Annotated in this window: 22 protein-coding genes and 1 tRNA gene; all 23 read right to left on the reverse strand. The window is 38.1% G+C overall.

Annotated elements, in window-relative coordinates; translation table 11 throughout:
* Positions 1-2: 2 nt before the first annotated feature.
* The 23 genes from A3223_RS03455 to A3223_RS03565 all read right to left on the reverse strand — a co-directional run bounded on the left by A3223_RS03455 (position 3) and on the right by A3223_RS03565 (position 18782).
* Positions 3-260, reverse strand: a complete 258-nt coding sequence (locus tag A3223_RS03455) for a phosphopantetheine-binding protein (RefSeq protein WP_084108930.1) — start codon at positions 258-260, stop codon at positions 3-5.
* Positions 244-1053: a lysophospholipid acyltransferase family protein gene (locus A3223_RS03460; RefSeq protein WP_257639235.1), complete on the reverse strand. Its 810-nt coding sequence runs from the start codon at positions 1051-1053 to the stop codon at positions 244-246. The genes A3223_RS03455 and A3223_RS03460 overlap by 17 nt, the downstream gene beginning before the upstream one ends.
* Positions 980-1648: a beta-ketoacyl synthase chain length factor gene (locus tag A3223_RS03465; protein WP_084108935.1), complete on the reverse strand. Its 669-nt coding sequence runs from the start codon at positions 1646-1648 to the stop codon at positions 980-982. The genes A3223_RS03460 and A3223_RS03465 overlap by 74 nt, the downstream gene beginning before the upstream one ends.
* Positions 1648-2064, reverse strand: coding sequence for a hypothetical protein (locus A3223_RS03470; protein WP_021090821.1), 417 nt, complete (start codon positions 2062-2064; stop codon positions 1648-1650). The genes A3223_RS03465 and A3223_RS03470 overlap by 1 nt, the downstream gene beginning before the upstream one ends.
* A gap of 11 nt (positions 2065-2075) precedes the next feature.
* Positions 2076-3329 carry a beta-ketoacyl-ACP synthase gene (locus A3223_RS03475; RefSeq protein ID WP_084109281.1) on the reverse strand — a complete coding sequence of 418 codons (1254 nt, stop codon included), beginning with the start codon at positions 3327-3329 and terminating at the stop codon, positions 2076-2078.
* The gene (gene fabG, locus A3223_RS03480) at positions 3329-4048 is read right to left on the reverse strand and encodes a 3-oxoacyl-ACP reductase FabG (RefSeq protein ID WP_084108938.1); all 720 of its coding nucleotides are present in this window, start codon (positions 4046-4048) and stop codon (positions 3329-3331) included. The genes A3223_RS03475 and fabG overlap by 1 nt, the downstream gene beginning before the upstream one ends.
* Complete coding sequence (locus A3223_RS03485; protein WP_084108941.1) at positions 4041-4484, reverse strand: ApeP family dehydratase; 444 nt, start codon at positions 4482-4484, stop codon at positions 4041-4043. The genes fabG and A3223_RS03485 overlap by 8 nt, the downstream gene beginning before the upstream one ends.
* Complete coding sequence (locus tag A3223_RS03490; RefSeq protein ID WP_257639236.1) at positions 4481-5650, reverse strand: beta-ketoacyl synthase N-terminal-like domain-containing protein; 1170 nt, start codon at positions 5648-5650, stop codon at positions 4481-4483. The genes A3223_RS03485 and A3223_RS03490 overlap by 4 nt, the downstream gene beginning before the upstream one ends.
* On the reverse strand, positions 5634-6011 hold the full coding sequence (locus A3223_RS03495) for a hypothetical protein (protein ID WP_084108944.1): 378 nt from the start codon (positions 6009-6011) through the stop codon (positions 5634-5636). Before A3223_RS03495 ends, A3223_RS03490 begins: the two co-directional genes overlap by 17 nt.
* A 23-nt stretch (positions 6012-6034) precedes the next feature.
* Entirely contained in the window at positions 6035-6556 is a 522-nt protein-coding gene (locus tag A3223_RS03500; protein ID WP_084108947.1) for a 4'-phosphopantetheinyl transferase family protein, read from the reverse strand.
* A complete protein-coding gene (locus tag A3223_RS03505; RefSeq protein ID WP_084108950.1) occupies positions 6537-7217 on the reverse strand; it encodes an ABC transporter substrate-binding protein in 681 nt (226 codons plus the stop codon). Before A3223_RS03505 ends, A3223_RS03500 begins: the two co-directional genes overlap by 20 nt.
* A 65-nt stretch (positions 7218-7282) precedes the next feature.
* The gene (locus A3223_RS03510) at positions 7283-8137 is read right to left on the reverse strand and encodes a TPM domain-containing protein (RefSeq protein ID WP_180378689.1); all 855 of its coding nucleotides are present in this window, start codon (positions 8135-8137) and stop codon (positions 7283-7285) included.
* Positions 8137-8730 (reverse strand): LemA family protein, encoded by a 594-nt coding sequence (locus tag A3223_RS03515; RefSeq protein WP_054196173.1) that lies wholly within the window; start codon positions 8728-8730, stop codon positions 8137-8139. Before A3223_RS03515 ends, A3223_RS03510 begins: the two co-directional genes overlap by 1 nt.
* A 100-nt stretch (positions 8731-8830) precedes the next feature.
* A complete protein-coding gene (locus A3223_RS03520) occupies positions 8831-13858 on the reverse strand; it encodes a retention module-containing protein (protein WP_084108955.1) in 5028 nt (1675 codons plus the stop codon).
* 495 nt (positions 13859-14353) lie between these two features.
* A tRNA-Ser gene (locus tag A3223_RS03525) sits at positions 14354-14444 on the reverse strand.
* 107 nt (positions 14445-14551) lie between these two features.
* Positions 14552-14731: a Pathogenicity locus gene (locus A3223_RS03530; RefSeq protein ID WP_257639237.1), complete on the reverse strand. Its 180-nt coding sequence runs from the start codon at positions 14729-14731 to the stop codon at positions 14552-14554.
* 149 nt (positions 14732-14880) lie between these two features.
* Positions 14881-15561: an orotidine-5'-phosphate decarboxylase gene (gene pyrF, locus A3223_RS03535; RefSeq protein ID WP_084108958.1), complete on the reverse strand. Its 681-nt coding sequence runs from the start codon at positions 15559-15561 to the stop codon at positions 14881-14883.
* Positions 15558-15953, reverse strand: a complete 396-nt coding sequence (nusB, locus tag A3223_RS03540) for a transcription antitermination factor NusB (protein ID WP_084108961.1) — start codon at positions 15951-15953, stop codon at positions 15558-15560. Before nusB ends, pyrF begins: the two co-directional genes overlap by 4 nt.
* 1 nt (position 15954) lies before the next feature.
* Positions 15955-16425 (reverse strand): 6,7-dimethyl-8-ribityllumazine synthase, encoded by a 471-nt coding sequence (gene ribH / locus A3223_RS03545; protein WP_084108965.1) that lies wholly within the window; start codon positions 16423-16425, stop codon positions 15955-15957.
* A gap of 10 nt (positions 16426-16435) precedes the next feature.
* On the reverse strand, positions 16436-16759 hold the full coding sequence (locus A3223_RS03550; RefSeq protein ID WP_084108968.1) for a DMT family transporter: 324 nt from the start codon (positions 16757-16759) through the stop codon (positions 16436-16438).
* Positions 16756-17085, reverse strand: a complete 330-nt coding sequence (locus tag A3223_RS03555) for a DMT family transporter (protein ID WP_084109283.1) — start codon at positions 17083-17085, stop codon at positions 16756-16758. The genes A3223_RS03550 and A3223_RS03555 overlap by 4 nt, the downstream gene beginning before the upstream one ends.
* Positions 17075-17881, reverse strand: a complete 807-nt coding sequence (kdsA, locus tag A3223_RS03560; RefSeq protein WP_084108970.1) for a 3-deoxy-8-phosphooctulonate synthase — start codon at positions 17879-17881, stop codon at positions 17075-17077. The genes A3223_RS03555 and kdsA overlap by 11 nt, the downstream gene beginning before the upstream one ends.
* Positions 17882-17891: 10 nt before the next feature.
* Positions 17892-18782 carry a DMT family transporter gene (locus A3223_RS03565; RefSeq protein WP_072593874.1) on the reverse strand — a complete coding sequence of 297 codons (891 nt, stop codon included), beginning with the start codon at positions 18780-18782 and terminating at the stop codon, positions 17892-17894.
* Positions 18783-18903 lie beyond the last annotated feature (121 nt).

Below are 18903 nucleotides of genomic sequence, written 5' to 3' on the forward strand. Positions count from 1 at the left end.
AGTTATTTCCTATTTTCGTAAATGTATTTTGCAAGAGAAGATACACTAAAAAATATCTCTTTTAGATTTGAGCTCTTTGAGTCAAGCACGAGGCCATATTTTTTCTGCACCGCAAGCCCAAGCTCTAAGGCATCAACGCTATCAAGTCCAAGACCATCATTAAAAAGTGGCGCATTCTCATCAATATCGCTTGGCTTCATATCCTCTAAATTTAAGCTTGTGATGATCAACTCTTTTATCTCATTAACTAGCTCTTTCACCAAATTCCTCCTTATAAATTTTACTTATCTCATCATGCATTGCCCTGGCCCTCACGGGGCTTGGCCTATCCTTTAAAAACATATCAACATCAAAAATTTTTATCTCTTTAAAATGATATTTTATCTTTTCATCTGATATTTTGTACCATGGTTCATTTTTTCTAAGGCTTCTTGGGTGCATATTGATACCGATGCAAACAATATTTTTAGCGCCTTTTACACCTATGTAAGCTGCTGCCTTATGAAAAATAATTTCATCTTTCGTACGTGTGCCCTCTGGGAAAATCAATAAATTTTCACCACCTTTTAAAACCTCTACGCTTTTTTGTAAAAATTCCTCGTTATTTGTGTTTGGTATGTAGTTGCAAGCCCTAATAGCTGCAAATAAAAATATATTTTTGCCAAGCTCGCCCTTTACGATACAGTTTATCCTTTTAAATTTTGAAACCAAAAAGACCACATCAAGAAGCGAAGGGTGATTTGCTATGACCAAATTTGATCCGCCATTTAGCTCGCTAAGCTCAAATTTATAGTCCAAACGCCCACAATTTTTAGCAACTTTTATAAAAAATCCCCAAGAAATTCTAACTAGATCACGGCATAAATTTTGTACAAATTTAAATTTATTTAGCCCCAAAAGTACTACTGGCACAAGTAGCAAATCTCCGCTTATGCAAATGATCGCAAAAAAGAAAAAGAAAGATCCAGTTCTTAAAATTTTAAGGCTCATAGCTAAAATCCCAAGATGAAGGATAACTACAACTTTGCCAGCTTTTAGATATTTTTGGATCAAAATTTACAATAAAGCTTTTTAATAAATTCCCGCAAATTTCTTTTTCTTTTTTGGCTCTTTTTAGAGTTAAAATCCTCTCATTTTTTGCCTTTGAGACAACAAGAGCGAGCATAAATGACGGCTTTTTCTCATCAAAATAACTCTGCTTTATCGACTCGTGATAGGCAAGTATTAGCACCTTTTCATATCCGTCATTTAGTCTTAAAAATGCCGCTTGCAGCGCATCTTCGACTGGGCTAAATGATGAAATGGCAAGAATTTCATTGTGATTTTTAGCTTCTATACTAAGAAGCGACGAGATAGCGTTATGCACAGAAAGTGAAAACGAAGTAGGCGAAACTGGCTCAGCTTTTGCCAGTGTAGTCTCTAGCTCAAAGCAGCGATTTATCTCTCCTTCATACGAGCTAAAAATAACTGGCATATCAAGCTTATCAAAGCCACTAAGTAGGCTAAAAGCGCACTTTGCAGCACTACTTAGCCTTCTTCTTTGAATTGGTGGAATTTTTGCTAGATCAAATTCTTTTTTGTATCTAGCCAGATCCTCGCCGACATCGCCATAAGCTATCGCGTCAAAAAAATCAACTTGAAATTTCATTATTTCGCGATATCACCTTTTAGAGTAACACCAGACATCAAAGCACCGCTTCCGCACTGAAACTGAGTTTTTGAGTTAAATGGCTGTTTTTTGTAGTAGCCAGTTAAATTTACAACCTTAGTGCCGCCTTCTTTTAATGCTCTTTCTTGGAAAGTCTTTAAGGCCGAAAGAAGTGCGATTTGGCATGCCTCTTCATCACTTTTATTAAAACCATTTGTCTTTTTATTTGATGTCAGGTCTTTTACAATTACCTGACCGCTATAGCCTGTGCCAAAGCTGATACTTACATTTGGAAGTAAGAAATTTTTAGCTTTTGGGCCATTTAGGAAATCAAGTGAGTGATATTTCACATCATCTCTTGCATTAAGACTTGTAGCAAATGCCAAAATGGCAACTAATGAAACTAATTTTTTCATGTTTATCCTTTTTAAAATTTGTTATTAACTCTTTTGAATATCAAAGATGTATTTACACCACCAAATGCAAAGTTATTACTCATCACAAAGTCCGTCTTTATCGGTGTTGGCTCCTTTAAGTAGTTTAGCTTTGCACACTCAGGATCGATCACGTTTAAATTTATAGTTGGGAAAAATAGCTCTTCTCTCATCATCATGATAGTTGCTATCGCCTCCAGTCCGCCGCAAGCTCCAAGCGTGTGACCAAGATAACTTTTAAGCGAGCTAATGGCGATATCCTCTCCAAAAATCTCATTTGTAGCGATGCTTTCAGCTATATCGCCGTGTTTTGTCGCAGTCGCATGGGCATTTACATATCCTATGCTTTTTGGCTCTAAATTTGCGTCACGAAGCGCTAGACTCATTGCTGCTTTCATTGTCGCACTTTGTGGCCTAGTGATGTGCGTGCCATCACATGTTGAACCAAAACCAACAACCTCAGCATAAATTTTAGCCCCTCTTTTTAAAGCGCTCTCTTCACTTTCAAGCACTAAAAATCCAGCTCCCTCGCCAAGCACCAAGCCATCTCTATCTTTTTCAAACGGCGTTGGGGTCAAATTTGGTGTGCTGTTTTTCACACTTGTAGCGTAGAGTTTGTCAAAGACGTAGGCCTCGCTCACGCAAAGCTCCTCAGCACCGCCTGCTAGCATCATATCTATGCTGCCATTTTTTATGCTCTCATACGCATAGCCGATAGCATGCGAGCCACTCGTACATGCAGAAGATGTAGGAATGATACGCCCTTTTAGCGAGTAAAATAGTGCGATATTTGCCGCTGTGGTGTGAGGCATCATTTTTATGTAGGTATTTGCGTTAAAATCGCTATCCATGTCCAAAACGAGCTTTGCCATATCAAGGATAGAGTCCGTGCTACCAGTGCTTGAGCCACTTGCTACGCCCATCCTGCCATCTTGCACGCTTGGATCTAAATTTGCAGCTTGCAACTCTTCTCCATTTAGCAAACCAGCGTCTTTTAAAGCAAGTCCGGCCGCATGTACGCTATAACACGAGACCTTGCCAAGGCTTCTTAGCTGTTTTCTGTCCCACTCCTGTGGGTGTTTGTAGTCTATGATAGGTGCTGCTAGGCGCGTGTTTAGGTCCTTACAACCATCCCACTCGCTCATATATTTCACGGCATTTTTACCCTCAAGAAATTTAGCTCTCATCTCCTCCCAGCTGTTGCCAAAAGCACTGACTGTGCCGATGCCTGTGACAAATACACGCATTAGCAAAGTCCTCCATTTACGCCGATCACCTGCCTTGTGATGTAGCTAGCCTCGTCGCTTAGTAGAAATTTAACCAGCCCTGCCACCTCGCTAGCCTCGCCAGCTCTTTTTGCAGGTATGGCCTTTAGCACCTCATCTAAAAAGTCGCTATTTAAAATTTCCTCGCTCATATCTGTCTTTATAAGCCCGGGCGCTACGCAGTTTACTGTTATGCCTCTACTTGCAAGCTCTACTGCAAGGGCTTTGCTAGCTCCTATGATGCCTGCCTTGCTAGCTGAGTAGTTCACCTGACCTCTATTGCCGATAACCCCCGAAACAGAGCTTAGTGTTACTATTCTAGCTGGCTTTCTAGCCCTTATCATGGGCATTAGCGCTGGTCTTAGCACGTTGTAAAAGCCATTTAAATTTACATCTATCACGTCAAACCACTCTTCGTCACTCAGCCCCACAAAGGTGTTATCTCTTGTTATGCCAGCGTTTAAAATAACACCGTAATAAACGCCATTTGCCTCCATGTCAGCCTCTATGGCCTCTTTAGCAGCAGCAGTATCAGCCACGTCAAATGTCAAAAATTTAGCCCCAAGTTCACTAGCCATCTTTAAAAGCTCATCGCTCTTACTTCTTGCGTGAAGCACCACTTCGTACTTGTTAGCAAGGTGCCTAGCTATGCTAGCTCCTATGCCTCTACTTGATCCAGTTATCAATACTCTCTTACTCACTAAGTGCCTTTTTTACAAATTCTTCATCAGGGCTCATCACGTTTAAAACCGTCCTTGCGCCAAGCTCTCCATTTACAAAAAGCTCGCTGTCATAAACGCCAAATCCACTCTCATCTTGGATCGAGCACTTTGAGACGATCACTATCTCATCACCTACTTTAAAATACGGCCTAAAAATTTCAAATTTCCTACTGCCAAGCAAAAAGCCAAATATCGCCTTTTCGCCCCTTAACTCACGCATCTTTGAGTCATAAACACCAAGGCTTTGAGCCATCATCTCAATCGCTTTTTGCATGTAAAATTTCCCATCTTCCAAAAATGGAGTTTGCTCATTTATCACACTTCTTACTTTTATGCTCTCGCAAGGGGTAAATTCTAAAATTTCATCGATCAGAGTTATGGCGCTACTGTGCGGCAAATAATCACTTATCATCATCTCACTCTTTTAAAAATTATCGCGGCGTTATCTCCGCCAAAGGCAAAAGATAGCGACATCGCCGTTTTTACGTCAAATTTCGTGCCGCTTTTTACTAAATTTATAGCTTCCAAACTCTCGTCATATGCTCCGTCATAAACGTGTGGTGGCAAGGTGCTATTTTCCTCCATGCAAAGCATGGAGCAAATGGCGCTTTCTATTGCTCCAGCAGCTCCTAGCGTGTGTCCGATCTGTGGCTTTAACGAGCTAGCATATGCAAAGCCAAGCGTTAAATTTACAGCTTTTACCTCCATTTTGTCATTTGCTTGCGTGCCGGTACCATGCAAATTTACATAGTCTACGCCTCTCATGTCAGCTTTTTTTAAAGCTTCTTCTATACAACAAATTGCCATTTTGGCACTAAAATCAGGTTGAGTCATATGAAAAGCGTCGCAGTTTGAGGCTGAACCAGCGACGATAACGTCTGAAATTTGATCACGGCTAAGCAAAAACAGCCCAGCCCCCTCGCCTATGTTTATGCCCTCTCTGTTTTTAGAAAATGGCTGGCTTGGTTTTTGACTTAAAATGCTAAGTGAGTTAAAGCCATTTATGGTTAATGTGTTTAAACTATCGACGCCGCCGCATATAACCGCATCGCAAATATCGCTTTTTATTAGTCTTTGTGCCTCAATAATCGCCTTAACACCAGAAGTACAGGCAGTTGAAACACAAAAACTTGGACCTTCTAATCCATAAAATTCGGTCACAAATTCGGTCACATTTGCAAGACAGTTTCTATCTATACCAAACTTGCTTTTATCAAAAATTTCAGTTTTTATATACTCTTTAAAAGTCCAAAAATTTTCTTCAATTCCACTCGTTGTAGTGCCTAAAATAACACCTACACGGCTTTTGCCAAATTTTTTGATAGCCCTCTTGATCTCATCATCAAGCTCAAGAAGCGTGTTTAAAAGCAAGGCATTGGTTCTTGTTTTAAAGTGTTCTTTTGTCTTCTTGGCAAACTCTGGCAGTGCTTTATCAAATTTCGCAACTAAAAATTTATTCTCAGGATGAAACTCACTGCTAAGGCTCAGAAACCTCTTTCCGCTTAAAAGCGAGCTTAAATTCTCATCACAGCTGCTCCCTGCGGCACTGATAATGGCTGGTTTGCTAACGTAGATCAACACTTTCTACCTCATAATATTGATCATCTATCATAAATTTTTGCTCGCTTTTTTCATCTTTTATCATCTCTAGTACTTTTATAAAAAGTTCATTATAGGCACTATTTGGCGGCAAAAAACCTAAATTTTTAAAGCTGCCATCTTTTAAAAGTCGCCTAGCTTCTGGCGCGCCAAGTGCATTTACAAGGCTAAATTTATACTCATTCTTGCTATTTTGCACGTAAAGCAAAAGTAGACCTTTTGATGAGCTTACCTTAAATGTTTTCAAGTCAAAATCTACCATCTGTGGCGTATCAAATTTCTTTGCACATCCAAGAGCAAAAAGCGAAATAGCAAGGATTATGACTATTTTTTTTATAAGCAATCTTTACCTTTTAATGTTAAAAATTACAAAAGTTTAATAATTATATCTTTGCATTGCTTAAATGCAAGGCAAATAATAAATGAATTATTAATAATTAAGTATCTTTTTGCCATTTCATCGTAGTTGGTAGTACCAAGATCGCTAAACGATAAATTTTTAAGCTTTAAAATTGCCTCTTTTGCAGTATAAATTTCATAAAATTTTTGCGTTTTATCTCTTGCATTTGCCAAAATTTTGCTCTCTTCTTTTGTAAAGCAAAAGCTAGCTATAGCGTCAAAATTTCTCTGCTTTAGCTCTTCTACATCGACTCCGATCTTTTCTTTTGAAATGACTAAAACTGCGATATTTTCTTTATGAGAAAGACAGATTTTGCCTCGCATCTTTGCTTTAAATTTTAAGTAGCGAGATATTTTAAATGAGTTTTGTTTTATTAAATTTGGGTATTTTTTAAGCTTTCTACGATCTTTTTTATCTAGCATTTTTGGGCTAAATTTCTCACCGCAAAAGCTGATAGAAAGATGAATTTCACCCCTTTTTATAGGCATTTAATCTCTTTTTATAATTTTCATCAAACTCTAATGCTTTTTCAAACTCGGCAGTAAATGCTCTAAGACAATCATTTTTTTGCTGGTTTTCATCGCCAAATGATCTAATACGTGGCGTAAAAGTAATCCCATCTTTTCTAAAATCAGCCTCTTTTAGATCAAAGTTTAAATTGCTCATTTTGCTATTTAAGATATGCAAGGCACATTTTCTTGGCCCAAAGATAAAATTTTGCCCGTTTAAGGGCTTTAGGCTTCTTACTAAAACGCCACCATAAAGTGATAGATCACTTTTAAAAGATATGTCAAAACCAAAGTTATGAAAGTAAATCTCTCCTGCCTCACACTGCCGTTTATAAGTATTTGCGTCAAAACAAGTATAAATTTCAAGCTCGCTAAATTTATACTCTTTGCCAGAAACAATTAAAACTCTACTTTGCATAAGCTCGCATAAAAAGCCCCTAAATTTCTCATCAAAAAACTCTTTAAAACCAGCAGTCCCAACTATCTCTTGCTTTATATTTTTATCTAGAATTTTAAAGTTATTTTGTTTAAGTAGGCCAAATTTTTCTTTATCAAAATGACTTTGCTCTAAAAATTTACTAAGCACTGCCACTAGATCAAATTTAGCAAAATGGCTTTTAAGTAGCTCGCCAGCTAGCATCTTTGCTCCTAAGTTTTTTATATTTTAAAGGATTTGAGTTTTTCAAACTAATCTTTGATAAGAATTTACCAACTGCCACTTGCCCCACCTCCGCCAAAACCGCCTCCGCCGCCACTAAAGCCACCACCTCTTGAACTGCTTGAATGGCCACTGCCACTACCATTTGAGTCTGATCTATCTCGTCTGAAGCCACTATATGTATTTTTGCTTTGAGTATTTTTTTTAAAGGCATTTTTTAAAATAATAAAAAATATTACAAACACAATGGCAAAGACAATGAAGTAATTTTGCACGCCAAAAAATTGCTCAAATACCGTAGATATCAGCCCTGCAAAACACGCACTAAAGCCAACTCGCATAAAAAATTTACCTAAAAAGCCAGAGATAAAACACGAGATCATGCCAGCAAAAAAGGCAACTATTCCAAAAGGTATCTCTTCATCTTCACTCACGCTTTCAAATTCTTCGCCACTAGCTACCTTTATGATGGCTCTTATGCCCTCTATCACGCCACCGCCCATATCGCCTTGCTTAAATTTAGGCACTATCACATCATTTATGATCTGGCTTGATATAGCGTCGGTTAGTACGCCTTCAAGCCCATAACCAACTTCTATACGTATTTTTCTCTCGTTTGGAGCGATTATTAAAAGCACTCCGTTGCTGCTTTGTTTTTGTCCAAGCTTGTAGCCTCTAGCTATCTCAAGAGAGATATCTTCTATGCTTTTATTTTCTAGTGATTTAAGCGTCACGATAGCAATTTGCGTCGTACTATTTTGCTCGTAATTTTGCACTAAGTTTAAAAGCTCAGCCTTCTCATTTTTAGAGAAAATTTGAGCCTCATCATTTATCTGCTCATTAAAATTTATGGCAAAACAAAAGCAAAATGTAAAAAATAAAAGAGCAAAAATTTTCTTCATCATTTCTCAAATGAAACTTTTGGATTTATCTTCTCTTCGTTACTTATTTCAAGATTTTGTTTTGGCTTTAGCTCAGGATAAAAAGCACTTGCTATAAATTTATTTGGAAAGCTTCTAAGGGCTACGTTATACTCTTTTACAGCTTCGATATAATCATGCATTGCTACGCTTATGCGGTTTTGCGTACCTTCAAGCTGACTCTGAAGAGATAAGAAATTTTGATTTGCTTTTAGCTCTGGGTAGTTCTCACTAACTGCCATAAGCCTGCCAAGCGCCAAGCCAAATGAGCTTTGTGCTGTCATAAATTCTTTCATCTTAGCTTCATCACTAAGACCACTTGCATCAACGCTTACTTGCATGCTCTTGCTTCTAGCATTTGCCACATCTTCAAAAATTTTTTGCTCATGAGCTGCGTAGCCTTTTACAGTTTCAACTAAATTTGGCACAAGCTCGGCTCTTCTTTTATATTGATTTAACACCTGTGACCACTTTGCATTTACATTTTCATCAAGTGCAACAAATGAATTTATATACTTAAAAGCACCAAAAGCAAGTGCAGCGATAACTATAATAACGGCTATTAAATTTTTCATATTTTCTCCTTTAAGGAGCAAATATTAGTAAAACAAGACTTAAAAAATAATGTGAGTTTGAGTTTGGAATGAGTGCGAATTTACGCACTCATTTTGGGGATTAAAGATCGGTTTGGATCTTGTCTTCTATTTGTATATGGATAGTATGTCCATCTACTTGATCTTTACTTGAGTAGCCCTTAAAGCCACTAGCGTCGTAGTTAGAGTCACGATCCCATTTGTGATCTAGATCAACTTTTGTGATTTTATTGCCATTAGCATCAACATCACCACCTTTTATCTTAAGCACCGTGTCATGATTATCAGTGATATCAAGGATATTTTGTGCATTAAATTTGATCTTTGTTTCTCCTTTAAGCTCAAGATTTTCAAAGCTTTCCACTTTTGAATTAAGATTAGCAATGCCTCTAAGATCAACTATTTGCTTATCAAACACCAAAGTATCATTGCCTTCACCACCTTTCATATCTTTTGTTGCATCATATTTAACCGTATAGTTTTCAACGCCTATATGAAGTGGTTTATAAGGCTCATAAGATTTAGACTCTAGGCCATCTGAAGTTTTAAGTGAGGCTTTAACATTTAGTTCATAGGCTGATCTTGCATTGATATCAAGCTCTTGATCAAATGTGCCTTTTGTTATATCTGCAGCTGATAAAGTATGTGTTGCAGTCTTGGTTAGTGCATGGTGGTTGTCTGGATCAGTGTATTTAAACTCTACCGTATCCCCTTCTCTAGCATCTTCATTAAGATAAGCTTTAACTGTAGTAGACTTTTCGCCACTTTCTGAGGTTTTTATATCTTTATTAAACATGATGCCTCTTATAGCATCGATTTCAGCATGTGCCGTATCGCTTACTGTTTTGCTCTCACCAAATGTGTCAGTTAGAGTAACTTCAGCTTTTGTTTCTTTATCAACTGCGATAGTAGCATTGAGATCAAGTGGCTTATCTCTATCAAGCGTTTGTTGAGAACCATCATCTAAATTTTTTAGTGTAATTTTTCCATTTACATCTTTTTTCATAACTTCGTAATGATTAGTCGCAGTAGATCCATCAGGATTTGTTATCTTGACATCTATCTTATCACCAGCTACAACACTTCCTGGGATAGAAACATGAACCTTTGAAATTTTACTACCTGACTCATCTCTTGAGATAATGCCATTATCATTTTTATCAGCAACTATGCTTACACTTAATCCCGCTTCACTTAAAGGTGCAAGTTTAGCTTTTGCTTCGCTGCTAGTTGTAGTCTCAGCACCATTTGTTATAGTAGCTACTGCACTAGTTTCGCGACCTGGAAGCATAGCAACGCCAGGAATTTTTATAGTGTTATTTTCTAGTTCATGTGGAGTATGAGTAGTATCACTATCATCTGTTAATGAAATTTTACCATTAGCAGTTTTTGAAACCGTATAAGTTATGGTTCTAGACCCTGTTGTACCATTAGTTTGAGGCTCTTTTATAGTTACTGCTATCTTATCGCCATTTGTGACATTATGTGGCACCTGAACGCTTATAATTGTCTTTTTTATATCATTGTCCAAAATAGCTTCATCTCTGTCTATTACATTGTCTCTACTTGCATTATCTTCAACAAATTCAATCTTTAAATTTTTAGTATCTACTGACTCCAATGTAGCTTTAGCTATTTTTGTTACTCCTTTTATAGTAGCTTCAACCACTGCTGGATGATCTTTATCTATATGAACATCAGAAATTTTTAGCTTATTATCTGTTGGAAGTAATTCAGTGTGACTATCTGGAAATTTTAGAGTAATACGATTGCTGACATTTGAAACAACAGTATATTCTTGTTCTGCTCCACCATTCACCTTAACTTTTATAATATCACCGCTATTTACAGTGGTTGGGATTTGAAGTGTTGCCGAAGTGGTATTTAAATTTCCATCCTTCATAGCTTCATCTCTACTTAGAACTCCGTTTCTATCTTTATCCTCATCAATAAATAGCCTAAAGCCTGTTCCAGAACCGCTACCTTGAGCATCAAGCGTAATATCGCTATTTGTCTCAACCTTATCAGCACTGGTATTATCAGTAACCTTGGCATTAATGATAGTCTTATGATCTTCTGTTAAACCAAGTGTATATTTGACCACTTTATTGCTATCAGCATCATCTGTAATATCAAGCTCTTCACTACCATTTTTGGCTATTAATTTGCCGTTATTATCTTTTACTATCTCGTATGTCTTAGTTGTTTTATTATTTGGTGTGTCTTCGTTATGTGACTCTACTATTAATTTATCACCTAAAACAAAATTTGAAGGAAGCTTGATAGTTGCTATAGTAGTCGCTCCAGTTGCCTCTGCACTACCCAAAATGCCATCATTATCGGTATCTTTTTCAAAAGTTATCTCCATATCTTCATGAAGCTTTTCAAGAGTATTATGATTTTGAGCTTCGGCTTTCTTGCCGCCACTTGCATCGGTGGTCTCAGTAGTTACATTGATGGTCTTACCAGCAATGATCTCTACGCCAGGAATTTCTATCTCATTTTTATCACTTGCAGTTATAGAAGTATGAGTAGAAGTATCTTCTAGCATGATTTTACCGCTTGGGTCTCTACCTGTAACCTTATAAGTTTTAGGTGAAGTGCCGTTATCTATTTTTACAGTTACCATATCACCAGTTATAACGTTATTTGGCACTTTTACTACTACTGTCGTTTTATGTAGGTCACCATCTGAGTCCTTGCTCTCTGCTCTCATTAAAGATACGTTACGGTCAGCATCCTCTTTGAAATATACTGCCATATCGTTTATATTTGAGATAGTAACCGTGCTTGTATCTTCTGTATGCTGAATATCATCTTTATCTTTTATCTCAGCTGTTACTTTAGTTTCTAGACCAGTCGCTGTTTTAATGCCAGAAATTTTAAAGCTTCTACCATCTGTTTCTGTATCTATTTTTTTGCCGCCACTATCTTCTACATAAAACTTACCATTATTATCTTTTCCAATAGTATATTTTATTTCTCTAGCAGTAGCTTCATTTGGCTCTTTTATAGTTACAGTTAGTTTATCTCCACTTACTGCATTTTTAGGAAGCTTTATAGTGACTGTTGTGCTATTAAGATCATGATCACTCATAGCTTGCTCTCTACTCATGCTCTTAGCACCATTAGCTTCGTCAAATATAACTTCTGGTTTTTTTACATATTCTAAACTGGCCGATACTTCTGGCTCATTTATAGATGTATGCCTGTCAGAATTGGAATGTGTTATTTTAGCCTTAATAGTCGTATCTTCTTTATGCTTTAGCTGTATACCAGAAACATCAATGGTATATTTATTGTAATCTGATTTTATCGGTGTTAAAACATTAGAAGTTCCGTTTTCTGTTACACTAGTCACAGCACCTTTACTATCCATATGTATAGTAAATTCTCTTGTATAAGTTTTAGAAGGATTATTTACAGGATCATCAGGATCAGGTCCAGTAATAGTTAGCGTAAGCTTATCGCCATTATCAATTTTATTTGGCAGAGTAATCCTTGCTGTGGTTTTATTTACTTCATTATCATCAGTACTTTCTTGTCTTGAAATTTCATGAAGAGTCTTTTCTTCTGGTAATGTCATTTCTAAATTTCTGCCAATAGGCATTACACTATCTTGATCTGACTCTTCACTTTTTCGAACATTGTTTTTATCTACCACATGAACACTAGCTGATGTTCTTACATCTGGAAATATCGGAAGAGATGTATTTACTTTTTGATTATCAATCATCTCTTGTGTAAGAGAAATTTCTTTTGTTGTATCTTGCTTAGTTAGTGGATCAGTATAAGTTATAACGATTTTATCGCCAATAACTACATCTTTTGGTAAAGTTATTTCTACTGTCGTACTTCTAAAGTCGTTATCTTGCTTATTTTCATTATCATATAGATAGATATTATCGTCTGTATCTTCAGTAAATTTCAAAGTCGGTTTTACATCAAGAGTAGTAGAGTCGCTTGCAGCTGCACTTCTCATCGTATTTGTGCTATCTGCTACGTAAGCTTCTACTTTTGAAGGCTTACCGTGCTCAACTGGCATATTATCTATCTTATATCCATTATCTATTATGTTTTGATCTATAGGTACACTTTTAACCTCGGTTGTACCATCAGGCTTTGTTAAAGTCATGTGAAGCACATCTCCGACAATCACATCTTTTACAGTTATAAGGACTGGAGTTTCATTTAATTTGCCATCTTTAGCATTTTCAGTATATGTTAATAGATTATTATCAGGACCGTTATCCTCTGTAAATTTAACCTCTGGAGCACTAAAGCCACTTGAAGTTACGCTATCTTCACTTCTGCCACTAACATTTCCTTGAAAATTTGTAATAGTTGCATCAACTTTTGAAATTTTACCAGTCTGTATTGGAGCATCAAACTGATAACCATTGCTTATGATAGTTGGAGTGATAGGAATTGTTTTATTTTCAGTATTACCATCTGGCTTAGTTATAGTGATATTTAGTATATCTCCGGCCCTTACTGTGCCATCATTTGGAATTGTAATAAGAACTTTTGATGTATTTAAATTTGTATCACGTGCATGCTCAACCCTGCTTAAAGTACCATCGTTATTAAGATCGCTTATAAAAGTTACAAGAGGATTGCTTGGGATTATAGTATCATCTCCACCATTGTATCCGCTTATTGGGCTATCGTATGATGCAAAAGCTCTGTTTGTATCACTTAAATTTCTATATGTTGCATTAATGTTTGAGTAGTGACCACCCTCAGCAAATTTAGCATCACCCAAGCTAACACCATCTCCACCACCAGCAGCAGTGTTTCCACCAGCTGCGGTCTCTTCAAGTTTTGTTAGATCTCCACCATTTAAAATAGCATTTTGCAAATCACTAATATCTGCCAAACCTTCCGCACCTATGGTGCTTTGATTTAACGCAAGCGTATCATTGCCTACAATCGTAATCTCTTTTCCATTATTTGAAACAATTGTTATTTTATCGGCTGCATCGCTTGTCTTGATGCTCTCTCCCATATAAAGGATGTCACCTACTTTTAGCTCTCTCTCATTTCCGTTTTGATCGATAGCGACCGCCTTGCCACTAATAAATTTTACTACTCCAGCTTCTTTAGCCAAGAATACTCCTTATTACTTTTTGTATTATTTAAATTTTTGCGTGATTATATACTATCTTTATAAGATATAACTTTATATGAGAAATTTTATCTTTTAAGAAAAAAATATATTAAATAAATATATAAATTCCAAATGTCAATAGTTTGTAAAAAGCGAATTCTGAGCTTTTATCAAAAAAATAGTTTTTTGATTATCGATATAATTAATCAAGCAAAATATAATGCTTTTTATAATAAAAACTTAATTTAAGATATTTTTAATTAGTTTGAAACAACAATATAACCAAAAAAATCATAATTTTTCAAAAAATATGTGATCGCCACAAAATTTTACTTATAAATTTCAAATAAATCATCAGTCTAAAATCTACAAACTTATAGTTAAGTTTTTACTAGGTAAGCAATTTTCTAACGCAGAAATAATTTAATTTTATATTAAAGATATTCAAAAAATAATGTGAAATGATAATAAAAATTTATGATTGTTTATAAGCAGTGGCGGACAGAGAGGGATTTGAACCCTCGAGCCCCGATTAAGAGCTGCACCCTTAGCAGGGGTGTGGTTTCAGCCACTCACCCATCTGTCCATAAAAAAGAAATCGCATTATAATTGAAGGCCGCTGATATCTTGCTTAAATTTACATTTCACAATTGCAGACCTCAGATAGAAAATCTAAAACAAAAATTTATAAATTTAGTCCTTCAAAAGCCACCATTTTAGCTTGGCTTTGTCTGGGTGCGGCGTATTGGCGTAGTAGCAAATCATACGATAAAACATATAAAAACGCCTATCGCTACCGCGACCAAACGCCTTTGTGCACTCGAACATCTTGCTATGATCCGCGCCATTTAGTAAAGCGATATCCTTAACCAAGTGCTAGTAGATACGCTTTAGCCGCTCAGCCAACAAGAGGATTTTCTTAAAATCACTCAAATTTAGCTCCTCACTTCGCTTTGATGTCATCTTCACGCAACATTTTGTAAAAAAGCTTAGTTAAAAACCACTTCACACAAGTTCAAATTTTAAATTTGCTCCAAAATTCGTTCACAAATTTCTCTTGGATTTGCATTTTCGTAAATCGGCCTACCAACAACGATAAAGTCGCTATCTTCTTGCTTTGCACTCACTAAGTTTGCTACTCTTTTTTGATCTCCAGCGCTCTCGCCAAAAGGCCTAACACCAGGGCAAAGGGTGATAAATTTCTCATTTGTTACATCTTTGATGAGCTTACTTTCAAAAACAGAACAGACCATTCCATCAAGTCCTGCTTCAAAACTCATCTGGCTAAATTTTCTAACAGCTCTTGCGATCGTATCGTTATAAACAGCGTCAAACTCGCTCTCACTAAAGCTAGTAAGTGCCGATACTGCGAGCACCAAAGGACGGCTTCCAAGACCAACTAGCCTATCCATAACTGTATTCATCGCGCGTTCACCAGCGCTAGCATGCACATTTATCATATCTACGCCGATTTTTGAGACGACTTCGGCCGCATCCGCCATCGTATTTGGGATATCATAGAGCTTTAGATCGAGGAAAATTTTAAAATTTCCAAGTTCTTTTAACTCTTCTATAAATTTTGCCCCATCCCTAAGATAGCTTCTAAGCCCCACTTTTAGCCAAAGATCAAGCCCTTTTAGCTCGCGAGCAAGGGCTAAATTCTCTTCGCGACTAGCCATATCAAGTGCGACACAGAGCCTCACAGATCTGCCTTTAGCCTATCAAGTACACCGTTTATAAATTTTGGTGCCTGATCGCTTCCAAGTTCTTTCGCAAGCTCGATCGCTTCGTTTATGATGACTGCTTTATCTGTTTGGCTAAATTTCATCTCATAAAGTCCAAGTCTAAGGATTGCTAGTTCGGTTACGCCAACTTTGCTAAAATCGCCGTCTTTAAGATATGGCCTTAAAATTTCATCTAGTTTTTCTTTATTTGCGAGCACCTCTTTAAAAGTCTGCTGCGCCTCATGTTTGCGCTCATTTCTTATCTTTTTCTCTTCTAGAAATTCCTCTTCAAATGCAGTGGTTACCGGATTTATCTCATTTGAGTAGAGCAGCGAAACGACGGCCTGCCTAACCTGATGACGAGTCGCCATTTCACGCCTCCAAATTTTTATATAAGTTTAGCATCTCTATCACGCTCGTCATCGCTTCAAAGCCCTTGTTTCCGGCTTTTGAGCCCGCTCTCTCGATGGCTTGCTCGATGCTATCGACCGTTAGCACGCCAAAGGTCACCGGTTTGCCGTATTTTAGCGTGACGTTTGCGATGCCCTTGGTGGTCTCGGCGCTCACGTAGTCAAAGTGAGGCGTAGAGCCGCGGATCACCGCTCCCACGCAGCAAACCGCGTCAAATTTACCGCTAGCTAGCGCCTTTTCAAGCGCCATCGGTATCTCAAATGCGCCCGGCACCAAAATGAGGCTCAAATTCGCCTCGTCGCCGCCGTGACGTAAAAACGCATCCCTCGCGCCCTCCACCAGCCTATCGGTGATGATATGATTAAATCTAGCGCCCACTATGGCGACCTTTTCGCCGCCTTTTAAAGCCAAATTTCCTTCGATTATTTTCATGGTTTCTCCTTTAAATTATCTTTAACATTACCGCGCTTAGCGTTATTAGCGATAGATAAAACGCCTTTTGCGCGCTCATTTTTTCGCCGTTAAAAATCACTCCGACGCCCACGGCTCCGACCGCTCCGATACCCGTCCAAATCGCGTACGCCACAGACATCGCCATCGCCTGCATCGCGTAGCTCAAAAGCCAGAGCGAAAGGGCGAAATTTGCGGTTAAAATCAAAAAATTTGCCGCCTTTTTCACGCCGACGCTTTTTTGAAATTTCGTTAGAAAAAACACGCCCAAAACCTCGCAACACCCGGCCGCCAAAAGAGCTAAAACGTGCATCAAGATTTCAGCCTTTTTAGCCCCAGTACGCCAGCGATCAGCGTCGCTATGAAAAATAGCCGCAAAGCATCTGGCGTCTGGCCGCTTGAGCCGTATTCGCTAACGCTTTCGGCAATCACGATAAAAAATGCTCCAAGTCCTACGAATACGGTATATGCGACGCTAACGGGGATATATTTTAAAGCCTTTATAAATGACACAAAGCTAACGCAGACTAACGCGGTAGTAATCGCGAATCCTACGGCATCTTGGGCGTGTTTTAGCCCGTACGCCCAGCCGCACTCGGCGACCGCGCCGTCTAGCACCCACAAAAAGCCCTTAGTTTGCATCGCCAAGAGCCTGCTTTATCTTAAAAATTTGAGCGATATTCGCGTCTAGTTCGTCCAATTTTAGCATATTCGGTCCGTCGCAAAGCGCCTCGCAAGGATTTACGTGCGTCTCGTAAAAAAATCCGTCCACGCCCGCAGCCGCCGCAGCTCGTGCTAGATACGGCACGAATCTCGCGTCTCCGCCGCTTTTTTCGCCAAGAGCGCTTGGCATCTGCACGCTGTGCGTCGCGTCGAAAATCACGGGCGCAAATTCGCGCATTAGCACCAAATTTCGCATATCTACGACTAAGTTTCCGTAACCAAAGGTGCTGCCTCGCTCAGTTAGCCACACGCCGTTTTGTTTAGCGACCTCGTATCCATCGCTGCTAATGCCCCTTGTTTCTAGCACTTTTTTTACCGAGTGCTTCATCGCAGAGGCGGCTAAAAACTGCCCTTTTTTGATATTTACCACCGCTTTTGTCTTAGCCGCGGCCACTAGCAGATCGGTTTGGCGGCACAAAAACGCCGGAATTTGCAGCACGTCGGCCACTTCGCCAACAGGCCCAGCCTGGTAGCTCTCGTGGATATCGGTTAAAATTTTAAAACCGAATTCCTTTTTTACCTTGGCTAAAATTTCGCACCCTTTTTCAAGTCCGGGCCCGCGAAACGAGCTTATACTCGTGCGATTTGCCTTGTCAAAGCTTGATTTGAAATAAAAATCTATCCGCTTATCTTCGTTAAATTTAACTAGCCTTTTTGCCACGTCAAAAACGAGCTGCTCGCTTTCTATGACGCAAGGCCCTGCTATTAGTATCATTTTTTCTCCTTTATTTTTCTTTCACAACTAAAATTCCGCTCACTATTACTAGTAAGATGCCTAAAAGTGCCGTTTGATTTGGCAATACATCACCCATAAAATAGCCAATTATAAGCGTGAAAATAACGTCTGCGTAGCTAACCGCGGCGATCACTCCAGCCTTTTTACCAACCGCAAATGCCTTTGTCATGTACGACTGAAAAAAATATCCACTAAGCCCCATTAGCAAGATAAAAACAACGTTATACCAGCTTGGCATGCTAAATTTTGAAAACAAAAAATCAAGTGGCTCGTAGGTGAAAAATTCTGCCAAACCCATGCAAATAAGTGGCAAAAACGAGCCCCAAAGCATAAAACTTAGCACGATAACATTCGTGCCGTAACTCTTGTTTAGCTCCTTTACACTTGTGTATGCGATCGCCGCACCAAGGCCGCTCCAAACACCGATAATATCAGTCTTGCTTATGCCTAAATTTGGCTGGATAACAAGCAAAATTCCACCAAATCCCAAAAATACAGCAAACCAGCCAAGTGAGCTTAGACGCTCTTTGAAAATAAAGGCTGCAAGGATAGCCGTAAAGATTGGATTTGTCTTTTGAAATGTAAAGGCTGTGGCCAAATTTACATGAGCGACATTATAAAAAAAGGCAAAAAGTGCCACTGTACCGACAAAGCCACGAAACATTAGCAAAAAAAAGTGTCCACCAGCTTGCTTAAATGGAAATCTATAAATGGCATAAATGACGATAAAAAGGCCTATTAAATTTCTAAAAAATACAACTTCGATAGATGGCATATCTTTGCTAAGATACTTTGCAAATGCGCCAGTAACGGCAAACATAAAGCAAGCAAAAAGCATATAAAAAATACCAAGATGCGAAATATAAAACCTTTTTAACATCACAAGACCTTTAAATTTAAAGTAGCCATTTTAATGAAAAGTGGCTTAAATTTTGGTTGATTTTTTCTTTTATTTTGGCGCTTTTAAGCAAATTTTTATACTTTATATAAGTCAAAAATTT

Source organism: Campylobacter concisus (assembly GCF_002092855.1).
GTDB classification, from domain to species: domain Bacteria; phylum Campylobacterota; class Campylobacteria; order Campylobacterales; family Campylobacteraceae; genus Campylobacter_A; species Campylobacter_A concisus_AI.

Excerpts from the sequence above, each read along its gene's own strand:
- A3223_RS03510 (WP_180378689.1), bottom strand. The coding sequence starts at position 8,137 with ATGAAGAAAATTTTTGCTCTTTTATTTTTTACATTTTGCTTTTGTTTT.
- A3223_RS03505 (WP_084108950.1), bottom strand. The coding sequence starts at position 7,217 with ATGCTAGCTGGCGAGCTACTTAAAAGCCATTTTGCTAAATTTGATCTA.
- nusB (WP_084108961.1), bottom strand. The coding sequence starts at position 15,953 with ATGGCGACTCGTCATCAGGTTAGGCAGGCCGTCGTTTCGCTGCTCTAC.
- A3223_RS03500 (WP_084108947.1), bottom strand. The coding sequence starts at position 6,556 with ATGCCTATAAAAAGGGGTGAAATTCATCTTTCTATCAGCTTTTGCGGT.
- A3223_RS03485 (WP_084108941.1), bottom strand. The coding sequence starts at position 4,484 with ATGATGATAAGTGATTATTTGCCGCACAGTAGCGCCATAACTCTGATC.
- A3223_RS03465 (WP_084108935.1), bottom strand. The coding sequence starts at position 1,648 with ATGAAATTTCAAGTTGATTTTTTTGACGCGATAGCTTATGGCGATGTC.
- A3223_RS03555 (WP_084109283.1), bottom strand. The coding sequence starts at position 17,085 with ATGCAAACTAAGGGCTTTTTGTGGGTGCTAGACGGCGCGGTCGCCGAG.
- A3223_RS03475 (WP_084109281.1), bottom strand. The coding sequence starts at position 3,329 with ATGCGTGTATTTGTCACAGGCATCGGCACAGTCAGTGCTTTTGGCAAC.
- A3223_RS03565 (WP_072593874.1), bottom strand. The coding sequence starts at position 18,782 with ATGTTAAAAAGGTTTTATATTTCGCATCTTGGTATTTTTTATATGCTT.
- A3223_RS03470 (WP_021090821.1), bottom strand. The coding sequence starts at position 2,064 with ATGAAAAAATTAGTTTCATTAGTTGCCATTTTGGCATTTGCTACAAGT.
- ribH (WP_084108965.1), bottom strand. The coding sequence starts at position 16,425 with ATGAAAATAATCGAAGGAAATTTGGCTTTAAAAGGCGGCGAAAAGGTC.
- A3223_RS03515 (WP_054196173.1), bottom strand. The coding sequence starts at position 8,730 with ATGAAAAATTTAATAGCCGTTATTATAGTTATCGCTGCACTTGCTTTT.
- kdsA (WP_084108970.1), bottom strand. The coding sequence starts at position 17,881 with ATGATACTAATAGCAGGGCCTTGCGTCATAGAAAGCGAGCAGCTCGTT.